Genomic DNA, 15,632 nt, shown 5'->3' on the forward strand with positions numbered 1-15,632 from the left:
GGAGGGAACCATGAATCATTTAACGAATCAGTACGTCATGCTGCATGATGAAAAACGTTGTATCGGCTGCCAGGCGTGTACCGTTGCCTGCAAAGTGCTTAATGACGTACCGGAGGGATTTAGCCGCGTACAGGTACAAATTCGCGCCCCTGAACAGGCATCCAACGCACTAACCCATTTTCAATTTGTCCGCGTCTCCTGTCAGCACTGTGAAAATGCGCCATGTGTCAGCGTTTGTCCTACCGGAGCGTCATATCGTGATGAAAACGGGATCGTGCAGGTGGATAAATCGCGCTGTATTGGCTGCGATTATTGTGTTGCCGCGTGTCCTTTCCATGTGCGCTATCTGAATCCGCAAACCGGCGTCGCCGACAAGTGTAACTTCTGTGCCGACACGCGGTTGGCGGCTGGCCAGTCTCCGGCGTGCGTATCCGTTTGCCCAACGGACGCGCTGAAATTCGGCAGACTGGATGAGAGCGAGATCCAGCGCTGGGTCGGTCAGAAAGAGGTCTATCGCCAGCAGGAAGCGCGTAGCGGCGCGGTCAGTCTGTACCGTCGTAAAGAAGTCCATCAGGAGGGTAAAGCATGAATACTATCTGGGGAGCGGAACTACATTATGCGCCAGATTATTGGCCGCTGTGGTTAATTTACGCAGGCGTCGTGGTGCTGCTCATGCTTGTTGGGCTGGTTATCCATGCGTTATTGCGCCGGATGCTGGCGCCAAAAACGGCGGGCGGCGAAGAGCATCGTGACTATCTCTACTCGCTGGCGATTCGCCGTTGGCATTGGGGAAATGCATTACTGTTTGTTTTATTACTGTTAAGCGGTTTATTTGGTCATTTTTCTCTCGGCCCTGTAGCGCTAATGGTACAAGTGCATACCTGGTGTGGTTTTGCCTTACTGGCTTTCTGGGTCGGGTTTGTGCTGATCAACCTCACCACAGGTAACGGGCGTCACTATCGGGTAAATTTTTCCGGACTAGTGACGCGCTGCATACGCCAGACCCGTTTTTACCTTTTTGGCATCATGAAAGGGGAAGCGCATCCGTTCGCGGCAACAGAGCAGAATAAGTTCAATCCACTGCAGCAACTGGCATATCTGGCGATTATGTACGCGCTGGTACCGCTGTTAATCATCACCGGTTTGCTGTGTCTCTATCCGCAGGTTGCGGGTCTGGGCCCTGTGATGCTGGTGCTGCATATGGCGCTTGCTATCATCGGCTTACTGTTTATTTGCGCGCATCTCTATCTGTGTACTCTTGGCGACACGCCGGGACAAATTTTCCGTAGCATGGTTGACGGCTATCATCGTCATCGTACCGCGCCGCGCGGGGATAAGTCCGCCGTCTGAGCGTATCCATAAAATAAAGTCAGCAAGAAAATGTGCCTTGTGTCACATTTTCTTGCAATTTATCCATGTTTGTTTAACTGAACTTCCGTAAAAAGAACGGCAAATTGAGACCATCCTGAAGACATGCTGTTGAAACGCCGTTTGTTTATTGCCGCTTCTTTATTCGCGATGCACCTTTCTCCTGCGCTTGCGGCCGATGCCGTAAGTTTTGCTCCCCAACCGCCAGCCATTGATGCAGGCGCCTGGGTGTTGATGGATTACACTACGGGACAGGTTCTTACCGCCGGTAATGAACACCAGCAACGTAATCCCGCCAGCCTTACCAAGCTAATGACGGGCTACGTCGTCGATCGCGCCATCGATAGTCATCGTATCAGCCCTGACGATATCGTCACCGTTGGGCGCGACGCCTGGGCGAAGGATAATCCGGTGTTTGTCGGCTCCTCGTTGATGTTTTTAAAAGAAGGGGATCGCGTGTCGGTACGCGATTTAAGCCGTGGCTTAATTGTGGATTCCGGTAACGATGCCTGTGTGGCGCTGGCGGATTATATCGCGGGCGGGCAGCCGCAGTTTGTGGCGATGATGAACAGCTATGTGAAAAAACTCAATTTGCAGGATACCCATTTTGAAACCGTCCACGGTCTGGATGCGCCGGGACAACATAGCTCCGCGTATGATCTGGCCGTACTCTCCCGGGCGATTATTCACGGCGAACCTGAATTTTATCACATGTACAGCGAGAAAAGCCTGACCTGGAACGGCATCACACAGCAGAACCGCAACGGCTTGTTATGGGATAAGACCATGCATATCGATGGGCTTAAAACCGGACACACATCGGGGGCGGGATTTAATCTTATCGCATCGGCGGTGGACGGGCAGCGTCGACTTATCGCCGTCGTGATGGGAGCGAAAAGTTCGAAAGGACGCGAGGAACAGGCGCGAAAACTGTTGCAGTGGGGCCAGCAAAACTTTGCGACGGTGCAGATTTTGCACAGCGGCAAAAAAGTGGGCAGCGAGCGGATCTGGTACGGAGACAAAGAAAAGATTGCGCTGGGTACGGAACAGGATTTCTGAATGGCGCTGCCCAAAGCGGAAATTCCGCATATCAAAGCAAAATATGTGCTGGATAGAAAAGAGCTGGAGGCGCCAATCGCCGCCCATCAACGGGTAGGTGAAATAGAGCTCTACGATCGGGATAAACTGATCGCTCAGTGGCCGCTGGTCACTCTGGAATCGGTGGGTAAAGGCGGTATGTTCTCTCGTCTGAGCGACTATTTTCAGCATAAAGCGTAAGCCGTTGTCACACACCGTTCACCGTCATCTGAGGTGTCAAAAGGGCGGGATTGCGAGGTTGCTCACAAAATGATCACGCTGTCCTTGTGACCGTAAAAGGCTGTAATTATACTGTACATTAATACAGTATAGTAAAGTGACGGAGGCAGCATGGATTACGAAATCAGGCAGGAACAAAAACGCAAGATAGCCGGTTTCCACATGGTCGGTCCATGGGAACACACCGTGAAGCAGGGTTTTGAACAACTGATGACGTGGGTGGATCGACAGCGGATCGTGCCAGTTGAATGGATTGCCGTCTATTACGACAATCCAGATGTCGTACCTGCAGAAAAACTCCGCTGCGATACCGTGGTGTCCGTGGCAGAGAATTTCATCCTGCCGGACAATAGCGAAGGCGTAATCGTGACCGCCATTGAAGGCGGCGAATATGCCACTGCTGTCGCGCGAGTGGAAGACCGTGACTTTGCGAAGCCGTGGGAACGGTTTTTTGATGTCCTCGAGCAGGATAGCGCTTATCAGATAGCCTCTGCGCCCTGTTTTGAAACCTATCTGAATAACGGCATGGAAGATGGATACTGGGATATTGAAATGTATATTCCGGTACAGCGGAAGTGATCGACTGGTTTCCTGGCTGAAAAGAGCGGACGGATAATGTGTTCCGTCCGCCAGTGCGCTATTTTTGCTATAAAGCAGGTACAATGCATTTTTTGCCATTCCCGTAAGGAGCGCAAGCGTGCGTGCCGATAAGTCATTAAGCCCTTTTGAAATACGGTTGTACCGTCATTATCGCATCGTGCATGGCATACGTATCGCCCTGGCGTTCATTCTTACCTTTCTGCTGGTTCGTCTGTTTTCTATTCCCGAGGGCACATGGCCGCTAATCACGTTAGTGGTGATTATGGGGCCCATCTCATTCTGGGGAAATGTAGTGCCTCGTGCTTTTGAGCGCATAGGCGGTACGATTCTGGGCGCGGCGTTAGGGCTGGTGGCGCTACGCCTGGAGCTCTTTTCCTTACCGCTGATGCTGGTGTGGTGTGCGATAGCGATGTTTTTGTGCGGCTGGCTGGCCTTAGGGAAAAAACCGTATCAGGCGCTACTGATAGGCATAACGCTCGCCGTTGTTGTCGGCGCTCCCGCTGGTGATATGAATACGGCATTATGGCGTGGCGGGGATGTGATTTTGGGGGCGCTACTGGCAATGTTGTTTACCGGCATCTGGCCCCAGCGCGCCTTTTTGCACTGGCGCATCCAACTGGCGCATTGCGTCACGGCGTATAATCGGGTGTATCAGGCAGCGCTGTCGCCGAATTTGCTGGAGCGCCCCCGGTTGGATAAATATTTGCAACGGTTGCTGAACGATGTCGTCAAAATGCGCGGGCTGATAACGCCAGCCAGTAAAGAAACCCGGATACAAAAATCTATTTTCGAGGCCATTCAGACCATCAACCGCAATCTGGTTTGTATGCTTGAATTACAAATCAATGCCCACTGGGCGACGCGCGCCAGCCATTTTGTGATGCTTAACACGCACACATTGCGTGAAACCCAGCAGATGACGCAGCAAACCTTGCTAACGATCGCCCACGCGTTGTTTGAAGGCAACCCGCAGCCGGTACTAGCAAATACCGGTAAACTGAATGATATTGCTGCCGAGTTGCGACAGCTAATGAACGAGCAGCAGGGCGACGCGGTGGCTGAAACCCCCATCCACGGCTATGTTTGGCTAAGTATGGAAACGGCCCGACAGTTGGAACTGCTTTCACACTTGATCTGCCGGGCTTTGCGCAAATAAAAAGCAGATGGGGTGAATGAATTTGTTGCTGCTTCGATTCAGCAAAGATTAAGAGTATGATACTAATATAAGGATAAAATGAGTGCTACTGGCAACGATTTTATCCCCGAACCTTCAGGTTTCCCCAGACGGCGACGTAACGGTGTTTCTTCTGGCGGCTTGAAGTATGACGGGGATAAACGTAATGTTTATCCACTAGCAGTTGCTTAACGAATCCGAATCTCACATTATCAGGGGTGTAAAAATGGAAACAACCAAGCCTTCTTTCCAGGACGTGCTGGAGTTTGTTCGTCTGTTCCGTCGCAAAAATAAACTGCAGCGTGAAATTCAGGACATTGAGAAGAAGATCCGTGACAACCAGAAGCGTGTGCTGCTGCTGGACAACCTGAGCGACTACATCAAGCCAGGTATGAGCGTTGAGGCGATTCAGGGTATCATCGCCAGTATGAAAAGCGACTATGAAGATCGCGTTGATGACTACATCATTAAAAATGCCGAAATCTCCAAAGAGCGTCGCGACATTTCCAAAAAGCTGAAAGCGATGGGCGAAATGAAACACGCCGATGTAAAAGCCGAATAATGCGCTACGGCAGTGGGAGCGTATATCAGGCTCTCACTGCAGTTTGACCCCGCCTGTGACCATCTTGAGTAAATGTTGTTTTGGCCAGTGTCGGGTAAGTTTTTTCTCTGCCAGCTTACCTTTCAGACGCGCAATATCATGACGTTTCCGGTCCAGCATCAGACCCACCACGCTACCGCTATGCGCCACGTTCAATCCGTATAAATCACACTCTTCGACCAGCGACAGCAGGGCGGTAAAGCCCGACTTAGGTAACAGCGTCTGGCTGGCGATAGCGCTAAGCGTAGCCGCCTCACCCAGTCGGAGCGGATTTTGCGTTATACAGGCTTCCTGCACCAGATTCCAGGCCTGCTGCAAGGTTGGTGAACTTGCTATTAATTTCTGCTGGCGAGGGAGACGGTGGTAATCTTGCGTGCGCAGTGTGACCGGGCTTTCCAGTACCAGCAAATCGATTGGCGGCGGTGGCTCGCAGGCGATTTGCGTGGCCGCATTATTATGATCAAACAGCGTTAACTGATGAAAAACGGTGCTATCAGTGGGTTCGATTGAGACGCAAAGCTGTGCAAGGGTGGTTTCATCCAGCGAATGGCCAAGATGATGCGCCGTTGCCACCGCCGTAGCGGCAATATCTGCGGTGCTGCTGGCCATGCCTTTGGCAACGGGAATTGACGAACGCACATCGACGCGAATCTCGTTACTCCAGTGCGCAGGATACTGCCAGTGCGCCAGAACGCGCTCCACCATCGCCCGCGACAATGGACGCTCGTTTACCAACGGCGGCGCAGCCGTGACTGCTACGGTGCTGTACCAGTCAACGGGGCAGGAGACCAGTTTCTCACTGCCCAGAATCCATCCCTGGATAAGTTCCCCGCATGAGGCGGGGCATTGCGCAACAGCCACGTTATCACCTTTCAGGTACGAATAGTGTGCGCGCATAGTGTCATGGTAAAAGCGTTATTACCATGACTTGCCGCAATGCGTCGTATACCCCTCTCAGGCTGGTACACAAAGCCCTTCCGTGGCCGGTAGCGCAATGCGCATAACGTCTTGTGCGATCATTAACTCTTCGTTGGTGTTGATGACGGCGACTTTCACCAGGGCGTTCTCCGTCTGGATAAATGTTGCATTACGTTGATTTTTCTCTTCATCAACGGCTAAGCCTAAAAATTGCAAATTATGGCAAACCGCCGATCTGGCGCGCGCTGAGTTCTCGCCAATTCCCCCAGTGAATACCAGAGCATCCAGTCCTCCCATTTGCATAATATAGCCACCAATGGTGGCGCGAATGCGTTCGGCAAACAGCGTGAGAGCGAGTTTAGCCTGCCGGTTACCGGTATTGGCTGCCTGTTCGACATCGCGGTAATCAGACGACACGCCAGAAACGCCCAGCAAGCCTGACTCATTATTTAATAACTGATTCAACTGTTGCGGCGTTTTGCATTCGCGCTGGGCTATCCACGGCAGAATAGAGGGATCAATATCTCCGCTACGGGTGCCCATCATCACGCCTGACTGCGGCGTAAAGCCCATCGACGTATTGACCGAACGTCCGTTCTTGATGGCGCAGACGCTGCTACCGTTTCCAAGATGACAACAAATCACCCGTAATGCGCTGAGTGGTACGCCCAGCTTTTCAGCCAGAACGCCGCTGACATACTTATGGCTGGTGCCATGAAAGCCATAACGGCGAATCCCCAGTTCAGCGTAATAATGCCAGGGAAGCGGGTAAATATAGGCGGGTTCATCCAGCGTCTGGTGAAATGCCGTATCAAACACGGCTACAGAAGGGGCATCAGGCAACAGTTGACGAAAAACGTGAATACCCAACGCGTTTACCGGGTTGTGAAGCGGGGCCAGTTCAGCAAGACGTTCGATTTGCGCTAACGTTTCATCCGTGACCAGCGTCGAGTCTTTAAAAAACTCACCGCCGTGCGCCACACGATGGCCCACCCCGTCAATGTCCCGCAGACTGTTAATGATTTGATAACCCAGCAGCTTTTCCAGAAGCAGCGTTACCGCATCGCGATGATCGGCAACGGGGACGGTTTCCTGCCATTTTTGGCTGTGCGTCTTAATTGTCACCTGCGCATCCGCCATACCGATACGCTCAATCAGCCCCTGGCAGAGCATGTCGCCCTGCGGCATCTCCAGCAGCTGGAACTTTAACGATGAGCTGCCGGCGTTAATGGCCATTATTTTGTAAGACATAAAGGTTCCTTCGAATTCAGAAAATCCAGCACGGCGTCGAGACCCGAATTATTCAACGCGCTGGTAATAAAAATCTGCCGGGCGCCAGCCTGCGTAAGCCATTGTGCGACCAGCGAAATACGCTGCGGGTCGGCGAGATCGGCTTTGGTGACAAGGCCAATCGTCGGGCGGTTCATCGGGACGGTAAAACCCGGAGAAAACGGCGACCACTGAGCGTCGGCATTTAACACCAGGGCGATAACGTCGGCCTCGCAGGCGCTGGTCAGCAGGGCGCTGTACAGGCAGCGGTTCTCCAGGTATTCGCCCGGCGTGTCGATAGCCATCGGCGACCATTCAATGGCCTGGGTTTTCTTGTAATGGAGCGCTTCGCCACGCAGGCTTTGGGTCAGCGAAGTTTTCCCGCACTGGCTGGGGCCGATAAACATCAGACGCTTCATTGGATTACGTCCGGGTGATCGAGCAGGTAGTGAACTGCATCATCTCGCCCAGGGTGCGCGTTACCTGCTTGAGGGCATATTCCACGGCGGAAACATCGCCGGTCAGCACCACAGCACCGGTAAAGCGGTCAAGAAAACCAATCTCCACCGCGCCGGATTTTGTAGCAATATCGCAGGCGATAATCGACGCTTCGCTGGGCGTGATGGTGAGGATGCCAATGGCGGAAACCGCATCCTGCAGGCCCAGCTTCTTAAATAAATCTTTCCCCGGATTAGCAATCAGGTGCGCGAGGGTCACCTGTTTCCCCGGCACGTATTCCTGAATCATGCGATCCGTTGTCGGTTGTCTTTCCATTATCCCTCCACCATCTGTCGCCACATGGCTTCATGCGAGCGTGGGATCACCGAACGGTAAACCAGCAGCCCTTTTTCGCCCGCGCTTTCGCTGGCGACCGTCACGGCGTTATTGACGTCAGAAACGTCGCCCGCCACCACCATGTAGCATTTACCGCCGATGCCGAAGGCCATATGCACCCGCACCAGGGTGACGTTTGAGCCTTTCACCGCCCGGTCTGCGGCGCTAATGCAGGCCGCCACGCTCCAGGTTTCGACGATGCCGACCGCCTGACGCTTATCGACGCTGTTCAGGCCGCTGATGGCCGGAAGTACGCTGGGATGAATATTTGCCAGCACCAGGCTGTCGACGAGCATCTCGCCGGCCTGCGACGTACCGGTTTCAATGGCCTGCTGGATAGCGCCGATATCGCCGCCCAGCATCAGTAAAAACTTACTTGGGCAGATGGTCTTGCTGACCAGTAGATCGACGTTGGCGCTTTTCAGCATGGCATCACCAAGCTCCATGCCTTTGGCGATGCTGGTGAGTTCTAAAATTCCTATAGCCTGAGACATGGTTAACCTCTTACAACAGTGATGGCCTGTTCGCTGATGGCCGAAACAATGCCGTCGATGCTGGCGTGAATGGATGCGCCGAGCGCGCCAGGCGGGACATCGGCAACGCATTGCCCGCGAGTCACGCGCTCGCCGACGGCAACAGTCGGTACTGCGCTGGCACCAATATGCTGGCGCAGCTGCAAAGTGACTTTTTCTACTGACGGCTCTTCTTCAACCAGCGGCGCTTCCTGGTACCAGGGGCTTAGTCCCAGTTTGGCGATCAGCCGCTTCACCGGCACCAGGCGATATTTCGCCATTTCGTCGGCCGGATTCAGCGGCCCTTCGTAGCGCTGGTTTTGCGCCCGCAGCTCGCGTTTTAACATGCGGTTGATGCGCATCGGCGAGATCCCGACCGGGCAGGCCACGCTTTCGCAAACGTTGCATTCCGAGCAGGTAAGGGCGCTCAGCAGCAGTTGCGGCGTGGCAGCCTGATGAAAGTTCACCGCCCGCACCAGCAGGTGCGGAGAGAGTTCGTGGCCGATCAGATGTCGTGGGCAGAGATCGGTACAGAGTCGGCACTGTTCGCAGACGGTGCGCGCGACGGAAAGCACTGTGCGCTCGTCCTGCATCCTGCGCTGGATAAGCGGATGGCTTTTTGGGAGCACCAGCAGGCCGCCGGTAGTTTTCGTCACCGGGTTATCAAGAGAGGTAATCAGGCCACCCATCATCGGGCCGCCGTTAATAAAACCGGGGTTGTCGACCGTCGCGCCGCCAGCCAGCGCCAGCACTTCATGCAGTGACATGCCGACAGGAACGGTAACGGTCAACGGTCTGGCGACCGCGCCGTTCACGGTCAACGTGCGACGAGTGACCGGAAACTGCTGCTCGACCGCCCGGGCAATATTCAGCACCGTTTGCACGTTATTGACGACTACGCCGACGCTGGCAGGCAGCGCGGCAGGGGCGACCCGACGACCGGTTGCCATCCAGATAGTCAGCACCTCATCGCCCGCGGGATATACATCCGGCAGGATATGCAGGCGGATACCGGCTGGCAGTAGTGGGGAGAGGGCGTCGATGGCCCGGCGGTATTTTTCTTTCAGGGCAATCACCCCTTCGCGCGCGCCGGTTGCCGTCATGGCGTACTGCACGCCGCGGACAAGACGCGCGGCCTGCTGCCACATCAGTTGCTGGTCAACTTTGAGCATCGGTTCACACTCGGCGGCGTTCACCAGAAAAATCTCTACCTGCGCCTGTAGCTTAACGTGGGCGGGAAAACCTGCGCCGCCCGCACCGACAACGCCCGCTGCGCGAACGCGCTCACGAATTTCATCGGCGCTAAGGGACATTTAAACGCTGTTGATGGCGGCGCTCATAGCAGTTCCTCCAGCAGTTCACGAATTTCCTCGGCGCTGGCCGGGCGCGGGTTGGTGCGCAACGTGACATCCGCCAGCGCGGCCTGCACCATCGCTGGAATACGTGCGGAAAAGTCGGATCTTCCTTCTTTTAGCGCAACGGCCAGTGAGGGAAGGGCACAGCGTTGCTTAAGCAGTTCGATTTGCTGAATCAGCGCATTGATCGCCGTGACATCGTTGGCTTCTGCCGGGCAAAAACCGCAGGCTTTGGCCAGCCGCGCGTAGCGTTTGGCTGCGCGCGGAACTCCGGCGTTAAAACGGATCACCGTCGTGAGCAGCAGCGCATTGGCCAGGCCATGCGGAAGATGAAACTGTCCGCCAAGCTGGTGGGCTATCGCGTGGTTAAGCCCCAGCCCCGCCTGGCTGAAGGCCATCCCGGCGAGCGTTGAGGCGTTATGCATTTTTCCTCGCGTCGCCACGCAGTCGCCTTTTTCCACCGCCGTCGGCAGATACTGGAACACCAGTTTGGCGGCTTTTTCCGCCAGCGCGTCGGTAAAGTCGCTGGCGTGCGGTGACACCCAGGCCTCCAGGGCGTGGGTCAGCACGTCCATGCCGGTGTTGGCGGTAATCTGCGGCGGTACGCTGACCACCAGCTCCGGGTCGAGGATCGCCATATCCGGATACAGCGCATTGTTGAACAGCGGATACTTGATGCCTTTATCCGGATCGCTAATTACGCAGGCGCTGGTGACTTCCGAACCAGTGCCGCTGGTGGTCGGGATCGCCACGCAGGTTTCGATATTGATGCCGCTTTGTTGGCTAAACCAGACAATCGCTTTCGCCGCGTCCATTGCCGAGCCGCCGCCAAAACCAATCACCACCTGCGGCTGCAGGGCCTGCATTTGCGCAATGCCCTGCACCACGGTATGGATGGTGGGGTCCGGCGTTATCTCGCTAAAGACGCTGATGCGGTTATCTGCGGGCAGCGCGTTACACAGGGTATCCAGCAGCGGCGAGCGTGCCAGAAAGCCATCGCAGATTATCCAGATGTGCTTATTGGTAAAGCGCTTGAGCACCGCCAGGCTGCCCTGACCGCTGTACAACCGCGTTTGTAGTGAGAAGGTGTTCATCGCGACCTCGGTTAGCGAATAGAAAAGCCGTTGGTCAGCACGCAGCGCCGGGAGCGGGCAAAAGTACGCGCTGACGTTGTTCCTTCACCGGTTGGCGTGGCAATGGTAAAGGTGGTAAAGCCTTCGCCGCCGACGCCGATCCCGGCATAAGAAGGGCCGTTTTTGACGAATATCGAGGTTTGCAGGGTGCGGGCCGCGAGGTTCAGGCGCGACACGTTCTGCGAGTGCATGATCGCGGTGTGATGCAACCCCTCTTCAACCTTCAGGGCCAGTGCCAGCGCGCTATCGAAATCGTTAACTTTTACCACCGGCAGCATCGGCATCAGCTGTTCTCTGGTGACCCACGGATCGTCAGCGTTAACCAGCGCAATCAGCAGACGCGGCGCTTTTGCAGGGACAGCGATCCCGGCGGCTTCCAGCATGGCCGATGGGCTCTTGCCGACCAGTTTTTTATTCGCCTGGCCTTCAGGCAGGCAGACGGCGCGGAGTTTGTCGGTATCGGCAGGGCTTAGCAGCAGCGCGCCGAAGGTTTGCATTTGCTGCACCAGACGTTCGGCGACGCTCTCCACCACGATCAGGCTCTTCTCGGCAATGCAGGGCAGGTTGTAATCGAATGACGCGCCGTTGATGATATCTTCCGCCGCTTTCACCAGGTCCGCTGTTTCATCAACGATGCAGGGCGGATTGCCAGCGCCAGCGCCAATCACCTTCTTACCGCTCTTCATGCCCATGGCCACAATGCCGGGGCCGCCGGTAATAGCCAGTACCGCGATTCGCGGGTGGGCCATCATCTGCTGGGTCGCTTCGAAAGTCGGTTCCGCCACGGTCACCACCAGATTGCGGATGCCGCAGCAGCGGAAGGCAATCTCTTCAATCAGACTAATCAGCTTCAGAGAGACCTTTTTCGCTCCCGGATGCGGGCTAAAGTAGATACTATTGCCCGCCGCCAACATGCTGATGCTGTTATTAATGATGGTTTCCGTCGGGTTGGTGCTTGGGGCGACTGAACCGATGACGCCAAACGGCGAGTATTCAAAGAGTACCATGCCGCCGTCACCGGTCAGCGCGGTGGTGGTGAGATCTTCTACGCCCGGCGTGTTGTCCAGAGCAGCCTTGTTTTTGAGGAATTTATCTTCTTTGTTGCCCATTCCCGTTTCATTGGCGCTCTCCTCTGCCAGAGCAGCCAGCAGCGGCGTCAGCTCCTGACGCATCGCGCTGATAATGGCGCTGCGGGTTTTTAGCGGGCACTGCTGATAACGTAAGAACGCCTGATGCGCGGCGTCGATGGCCTCGCTCACGGACTGGAAAATCCCTTTGCCCTGAGGCTGGGCCGGTGTTTGCGCTGGCGTGGTTAATTGCTCGCTAAGAATGGTGCGAATCAGGGTTTCGAGTTCAGAAGTATTCATTGATGTGTTCCCACGTTAATAGCCGCGATGGCGGTCTGTGCTATGTCCATGTCCTGCTCAACGCTGCCGCCACTGATGCCAAGACCCCCAATTAATATGCCGTCGCGCCATAGGGCGTAACCGCCGCCAAAGGTGACCACTTTTCCCTGTAAATGACTTTCCAGACCGTAAAGCGCCGCGCCTGGCTGAACGACATCGCTCAGCTCATGGGTCGCCGTTTTCATCGCCACTGCGGTCCATGCCTTTTTCGGTGCCAGTTCGCTGCTGACCAGCAGGGCGTCCGGCATCCGCCAGGTCACAGTTTCCGTGCCGTGCGCGTCAACGATGCTGACGACTACCGGAACCTGCAGTTGCTGCGCGCGTTCAACGGCGGCGCGGGTGAGCTGGTGCAGATCGTGGAATGAGAGGGCCACGGGCGTTGTCTCCTTGCTGCGGGTCGGCTGGCTGGCAGCCAGATAGCGCTTGCTAACTTCACGGATGATGTTGGCCTGGTGCGCATCGCTATCTTCCGCGCGGGCCAGGGCGTACAGGCAGTCCGATAAGCGGTTGATGTAGCGCATCAGCACTTGGCGTACGTTGACTTCAGTTGCCAGTTCAACCAGACGGCGTTCGGCGCGGCGCGCCAGCGTGCGGGCAAAATGTAATCGGCTCGCGGCTTCGCAGCGTCCGGGTAAAATAAAGCTGTGCAGCGGTTCGACGCGGGCCATTGCCCGATCGATAGCGGCTTCCAGGGCCGAAATCTCTTCGCTGCTGATGTAGCGCTGTTTGGGCGATGGCTGCTCGCTGTCGCTGGCCAGCTCTGCGCTAAACCAAAAAAGTTGCTGCTGGATGGCCTCGAGTAAGGTGCGGTGATTTTCATCCGCAGCGGCGCAGGCGCACAGGCTCAGCGCGGCGTTCAGTTCATCCAGCGTGCCGTAGGCTTCAACCCGCGGGTGGGTTTTGCTCACCCGCTGGCCGGTAAACAGTGATGTGGTGCCAGCGTCACCTGTTCGGGTATAAATCGCCATAACCGCCCCTTAACGCGAAAGCGTATCTACAATGCCGACAACGGCGAGGTCGATGGCCTCATTTGGCCCGGAAAAAACGTGCCTGGCGCTGGAGCCGCCGCTGAGCAAAACCAGTTCGCCGACGCCCGCGCCGACGGAGTCCACGGCCACTTCATCGCCGGAGGTGGGCGAGGCGGGGAGTTCGCCATCGGCGCTGACCCGACGCACCAGCAGCAGCTTTTCCCAATCAAAGAAGGTGATTTTTGCGTGGAGACAACCGCGCCCGTGACTCGTGCCAGATGCATGATTTACTCCTGCTTAATTAATTGAATATTCCGCGCATTGGCCGCGTCACGCGCCATGGCGGTCACGATGCATTTGCGGTGGACAACCACACGCCCCCGGCTTAGCAGCGCGACATCGCGATAGCCCAGCACCGAACCCGCATGCAGAACCAGCGGCAGTCCGTGCTCGTCGGTGAATACCAGCGGCAGACGAGCCAGTTTTTTTACCGGGATAACCGGCAGCAGCTGGCTGTGCAGGCTGAGCTGTACGCGGATGCCAAACGCCAGCGCGTCGTGAATTTTCCGGGCTGCGGCATCGTCGGTTTCTGCATCCGCAAGCTGACCCAGCAGCGGCAGGTCGACGAGCAGGATGCGCAGCGACGCGTGCTGACAGAACAGCGCTGGACAGTCGGCATCGCGAAGCTGCGCAACGCTCAGCGTTGCCGTGCTCAGGGCACGACGCTGCAGTCGGGAGACAATCTCCTCGACAATGCGCTGCAGAGTTTCGCCGTTCATCGCGGGCCTACCAGCCGGGCAAAGGCCTGCGGGTTATCGGCACCAGCGGCGTTGGCTTCATCGGTATCAATGTGCATTTCGAGGCGCATGTCCGGTGAAACGCGAATCGCCACATTGTTGAAAATCAGCCCGCGCTCGTCGCCTTCAATCGCTACCGAAACCCTATCGCCGTGGGAGACCTTCAGGATCAGCGCATCAAGCGGCGACATATGAATATGCCGCTGCGCGACGATAACCCCGGAAGGTAGCTCCAGTTCGCCAAAGGGGCTGACCAGGCGGATGCCAGGTGTGCCCTTCAGGTTGCCGGACATTCTCAGCGGCGCGGCAATCCCCAGTGTTCTGGCATCGGTACGCGATATTTCTACCTGGCTTACCGAGCGCAGCGGGCCGAGCAGGCGCACATTTTTGAGCTGTCCTTTCGGCCCTACCAGGGTGACGGTTTGCTCCGTAGCATATTGTCCCGGCTGCAGTAGCGCTTTTTTTTCGCTGATGGGATGGCCGGGAAACAGCCGCTCATAATCCTGCGCGGACAGGTGGATATGACGGTTTGAGACGCCCAGCGGAATAGGCCGCTGGCGCATCTCGTCGAGAACTTTACGGACCGTTGATTGCAGAAGCTCTTTATCCATTACGCTTCACCTCGCTTGCCGGAATGAATGCAAAGCGTACGAGGTTCGCCCTTCTGGCGCGGACATTTTGGATCCAGACACAGATTGCAGCTGACCAGTTCTGATTCCTGCGGGGCCTCTTCGGCTGGCGCTTCAGAAACGACATCAGCTATCTCTGACGCTTCAGGCTCAGGTTCAATGACGGAGGGGGAGGGTGTCTCTGCGAGCAGGATCCCTTCTCCGGGCCTGGCGATAACCTTGTGGGCCACCAGACCATTCCGCTGTTCGGCAAATTGCGCACCGGTGGTGATGGCCGCCTGCACGGAGGCCACATCACCGGCAATTTTAATCACCATCCAGCCTGAACCATTGGTCTTTTCGAGGGCGAGCAGCGTGATAGAAGCGGATTTCGCCATGATATCGGCGCAGCTGATAGCCAGTGCCAGACCACAAACTTCAAGTAATCCCAGTGATTGCTTCACGCGGTGCTCCTTATTCGCCATCGATTAGGCTGATTTCGGTAAAATGGCCTCAACATCGCTGTGCGGACGCGGGATAACGTGGCAGGATTTCACTTCACCCACGACGCTTGCCGCCGCGCTGCCGGCATCTACGGCTGCTTTAACCGCGCCGACGTCGCCGCGAACCATGACTGTAACCAGGCCAGAACCAATTTTTTCGTAGCCCACCAGCTGTACGTTGGCGGATTTAACCATGGCGTCGGCAGCTTCAATGGCGCCTACTAACCCTTTTGTTTCAACCAGTCCCAGTGCGTTATTCATACTGCAGT

At 56.0% G+C, this 15,632-nt stretch carries 18 protein-coding genes and 2 pseudogenes; 6 read left to right on the forward strand and 14 right to left on the reverse strand.

Annotation, left to right across the window (positions count from 1 at the left end; genetic code table 11):
- Positions 1-10 precede the first annotated feature (10 nt).
- The 6 genes and pseudogenes from phsB to AAYN39_RS21735 all read left to right on the forward strand — a co-directional run bounded on the left by phsB (position 11) and on the right by AAYN39_RS21735 (position 5,021).
- Positions 11-589: a thiosulfate reductase electron transport protein PhsB gene (gene phsB / locus AAYN39_RS21710; protein WP_001016236.1), complete on the forward strand. Its 579-nt coding sequence runs from the start codon at positions 11-13 to the stop codon at positions 587-589.
- Positions 586-1,350: a thiosulfate reductase cytochrome B subunit gene (gene phsC / locus AAYN39_RS21715; RefSeq protein WP_001092553.1), complete on the forward strand. Its 765-nt coding sequence runs from the start codon at positions 586-588 to the stop codon at positions 1,348-1,350. The genes phsB and phsC overlap by 4 nt, the downstream gene beginning before the upstream one ends.
- 123 nt (positions 1,351-1,473) lie before the next feature.
- Positions 1,474-2,646, forward strand: a pseudogene (dacD, locus tag AAYN39_RS21720) (serine-type D-Ala-D-Ala carboxypeptidase DacD).
- Positions 2,647-2,796: 150 nt separating this feature from the next.
- A complete protein-coding gene (sbmC, locus tag AAYN39_RS21725) occupies positions 2,797-3,264 on the forward strand; it encodes a DNA gyrase inhibitor SbmC (protein ID WP_000384326.1) in 468 nt (155 codons plus the stop codon).
- A gap of 118 nt (positions 3,265-3,382) precedes the next feature.
- Positions 3,383-4,441 carry an FUSC family protein gene (locus AAYN39_RS21730; protein ID WP_001200856.1) on the forward strand — a complete coding sequence of 353 codons (1,059 nt, stop codon included), beginning with the start codon at positions 3,383-3,385 and terminating at the stop codon, positions 4,439-4,441.
- Between the two features lie 244 nt (positions 4,442-4,685).
- On the forward strand, positions 4,686-5,021 hold the full coding sequence (locus AAYN39_RS21735) for a DUF496 family protein (protein ID WP_000450405.1): 336 nt from the start codon (positions 4,686-4,688) through the stop codon (positions 5,019-5,021).
- A 33-nt stretch (positions 5,022-5,054) separates the two neighbouring features.
- On the opposite strand, the gene pduX is transcribed toward AAYN39_RS21735, so the two are convergent.
- From pduX to pduJ, 14 genes and pseudogenes are all read right to left on the reverse strand, one after another.
- Positions 5,055-5,921, reverse strand: a complete 867-nt coding sequence (gene pduX, locus AAYN39_RS21740) for an L-threonine kinase PduX (RefSeq protein WP_014341328.1) — start codon at positions 5,919-5,921, stop codon at positions 5,055-5,057.
- Between the two features lie 93 nt (positions 5,922-6,014).
- Entirely contained in the window at positions 6,015-7,229 is a 1,215-nt protein-coding gene (pduW, locus tag AAYN39_RS21745) for a propanediol utilization propionate kinase PduW (RefSeq protein ID WP_000120652.1), read from the reverse strand.
- A complete protein-coding gene (pduV, locus tag AAYN39_RS21750) occupies positions 7,214-7,666 on the reverse strand; it encodes a propanediol utilization protein PduV (protein ID WP_000826280.1) in 453 nt (150 codons plus the stop codon). The genes pduW and pduV overlap by 16 nt, the downstream gene beginning before the upstream one ends.
- A gap of 4 nt (positions 7,667-7,670) precedes the next feature.
- The gene (pduU, locus tag AAYN39_RS21755; protein WP_000441103.1) at positions 7,671-8,021 is read right to left on the reverse strand and encodes a propanediol utilization microcompartment protein PduU; all 351 of its coding nucleotides are present in this window, start codon (positions 8,019-8,021) and stop codon (positions 7,671-7,673) included.
- The gene (pduT, locus tag AAYN39_RS21760) at positions 8,021-8,575 is read right to left on the reverse strand and encodes a propanediol utilization microcompartment protein PduT (protein ID WP_000075775.1); all 555 of its coding nucleotides are present in this window, start codon (positions 8,573-8,575) and stop codon (positions 8,021-8,023) included. The genes pduU and pduT overlap by 1 nt, the downstream gene beginning before the upstream one ends.
- A 2-nt stretch (positions 8,576-8,577) precedes the next feature.
- Positions 8,578-9,906, reverse strand: a complete 1,329-nt coding sequence (gene pduS / locus AAYN39_RS21765; RefSeq protein ID WP_000058762.1) for a cobalamin reductase PduS — start codon at positions 9,904-9,906, stop codon at positions 8,578-8,580.
- 23 nt (positions 9,907-9,929) lie between these two features.
- Positions 9,930-11,042: a 1-propanol dehydrogenase PduQ gene (gene pduQ / locus AAYN39_RS21770; protein WP_001091449.1), complete on the reverse strand. Its 1,113-nt coding sequence runs from the start codon at positions 11,040-11,042 to the stop codon at positions 9,930-9,932.
- 11 nt (positions 11,043-11,053) lie between these two features.
- Positions 11,054-12,448 carry a CoA-acylating propionaldehyde dehydrogenase PduP gene (gene pduP / locus AAYN39_RS21775; protein WP_001097666.1) on the reverse strand — a complete coding sequence of 465 codons (1,395 nt, stop codon included), beginning with the start codon at positions 12,446-12,448 and terminating at the stop codon, positions 11,054-11,056.
- Positions 12,445-13,455 (reverse strand): two-domain cob(I)yrinic acid a,c-diamide adenosyltransferase PduO, encoded by a 1,011-nt coding sequence (pduO, locus tag AAYN39_RS21780; RefSeq protein WP_001029486.1) that lies wholly within the window; start codon positions 13,453-13,455, stop codon positions 12,445-12,447. The genes pduP and pduO overlap by 4 nt, the downstream gene beginning before the upstream one ends.
- 9 nt (positions 13,456-13,464) lie before the next feature.
- Positions 13,465-13,739, reverse strand: a pseudogene (gene pduN, locus AAYN39_RS21785) (propanediol utilization microcompartment protein PduN).
- A 3-nt stretch (positions 13,740-13,742) separates the two neighbouring features.
- Positions 13,743-14,234 (reverse strand): propanediol utilization microcompartment protein PduM, encoded by a 492-nt coding sequence (pduM, locus tag AAYN39_RS21790; protein WP_001012961.1) that lies wholly within the window; start codon positions 14,232-14,234, stop codon positions 13,743-13,745.
- Positions 14,231-14,863, reverse strand: coding sequence for a phosphate propanoyltransferase (locus AAYN39_RS21795; protein ID WP_000356724.1), 633 nt, complete (start codon positions 14,861-14,863; stop codon positions 14,231-14,233). The genes pduM and AAYN39_RS21795 overlap by 4 nt, the downstream gene beginning before the upstream one ends.
- Positions 14,863-15,345 carry a propanediol utilization microcompartment protein PduK gene (gene pduK, locus AAYN39_RS21800; protein ID WP_001284376.1) on the reverse strand — a complete coding sequence of 161 codons (483 nt, stop codon included), beginning with the start codon at positions 15,343-15,345 and terminating at the stop codon, positions 14,863-14,865. The genes AAYN39_RS21795 and pduK overlap by 1 nt, the downstream gene beginning before the upstream one ends.
- A 3-nt stretch (positions 15,346-15,348) precedes the next feature.
- Positions 15,349-15,624 carry a propanediol utilization microcompartment protein PduJ gene (gene pduJ, locus AAYN39_RS21805; RefSeq protein ID WP_001057755.1) on the reverse strand — a complete coding sequence of 92 codons (276 nt, stop codon included), beginning with the start codon at positions 15,622-15,624 and terminating at the stop codon, positions 15,349-15,351.
- Positions 15,625-15,632: the final 8 nt, after the last annotated feature.

It is taken from the genome of Salmonella sp. K21076 (assembly GCF_039650795.1).
Classification (GTDB): domain Bacteria; phylum Pseudomonadota; class Gammaproteobacteria; order Enterobacterales; family Enterobacteriaceae; genus Salmonella; species Salmonella enterica.

Coding starts and splice junctions, on each gene's coding strand:
- AAYN39_RS21735 (WP_000450405.1), top strand. CDS start 4,686: ATGGAAACAACCAAGCCTTCTTTCCAGGACGTGCTGGAGTTTGTTCGT.
- pduS (WP_000058762.1), bottom strand. CDS start 9,906: ATGTCCCTTAGCGCCGATGAAATTCGTGAGCGCGTTCGCGCAGCGGGC.
- pduM (WP_001012961.1), bottom strand. CDS start 14,234: ATGAACGGCGAAACTCTGCAGCGCATTGTCGAGGAGATTGTCTCCCGA.
- AAYN39_RS21795 (WP_000356724.1), bottom strand. CDS start 14,863: ATGGATAAAGAGCTTCTGCAATCAACGGTCCGTAAAGTTCTCGACGAG.
- pduT (WP_000075775.1), bottom strand. CDS start 8,575: ATGTCTCAGGCTATAGGAATTTTAGAACTCACCAGCATCGCCAAAGGC.
- pduW (WP_000120652.1), bottom strand. CDS start 7,229: ATGTCTTACAAAATAATGGCCATTAACGCCGGCAGCTCATCGTTAAAG.
- pduQ (WP_001091449.1), bottom strand. CDS start 11,042: ATGAACACCTTCTCACTACAAACGCGGTTGTACAGCGGTCAGGGCAGC.
- pduU (WP_000441103.1), bottom strand. CDS start 8,021: ATGGAAAGACAACCGACAACGGATCGCATGATTCAGGAATACGTGCCG.
- pduP (WP_001097666.1), bottom strand. CDS start 12,448: ATGAATACTTCTGAACTCGAAACCCTGATTCGCACCATTCTTAGCGAG.
- pduJ (WP_001057755.1), bottom strand. CDS start 15,624: ATGAATAACGCACTGGGACTGGTTGAAACAAAAGGGTTAGTAGGCGCC.
- sbmC (WP_000384326.1), top strand. CDS start 2,797: ATGGATTACGAAATCAGGCAGGAACAAAAACGCAAGATAGCCGGTTTC.
- phsC (WP_001092553.1), top strand. CDS start 586: ATGAATACTATCTGGGGAGCGGAACTACATTATGCGCCAGATTATTGG.
- pduK (WP_001284376.1), bottom strand. CDS start 15,345: ATGGCGAATAAGGAGCACCGCGTGAAGCAATCACTGGGATTACTTGAA.
- pduV (WP_000826280.1), bottom strand. CDS start 7,666: ATGAAGCGTCTGATGTTTATCGGCCCCAGCCAGTGCGGGAAAACTTCG.
- phsB (WP_001016236.1), top strand. CDS start 11: ATGAATCATTTAACGAATCAGTACGTCATGCTGCATGATGAAAAACGT.
- pduO (WP_001029486.1), bottom strand. CDS start 13,455: ATGGCGATTTATACCCGAACAGGTGACGCTGGCACCACATCACTGTTT.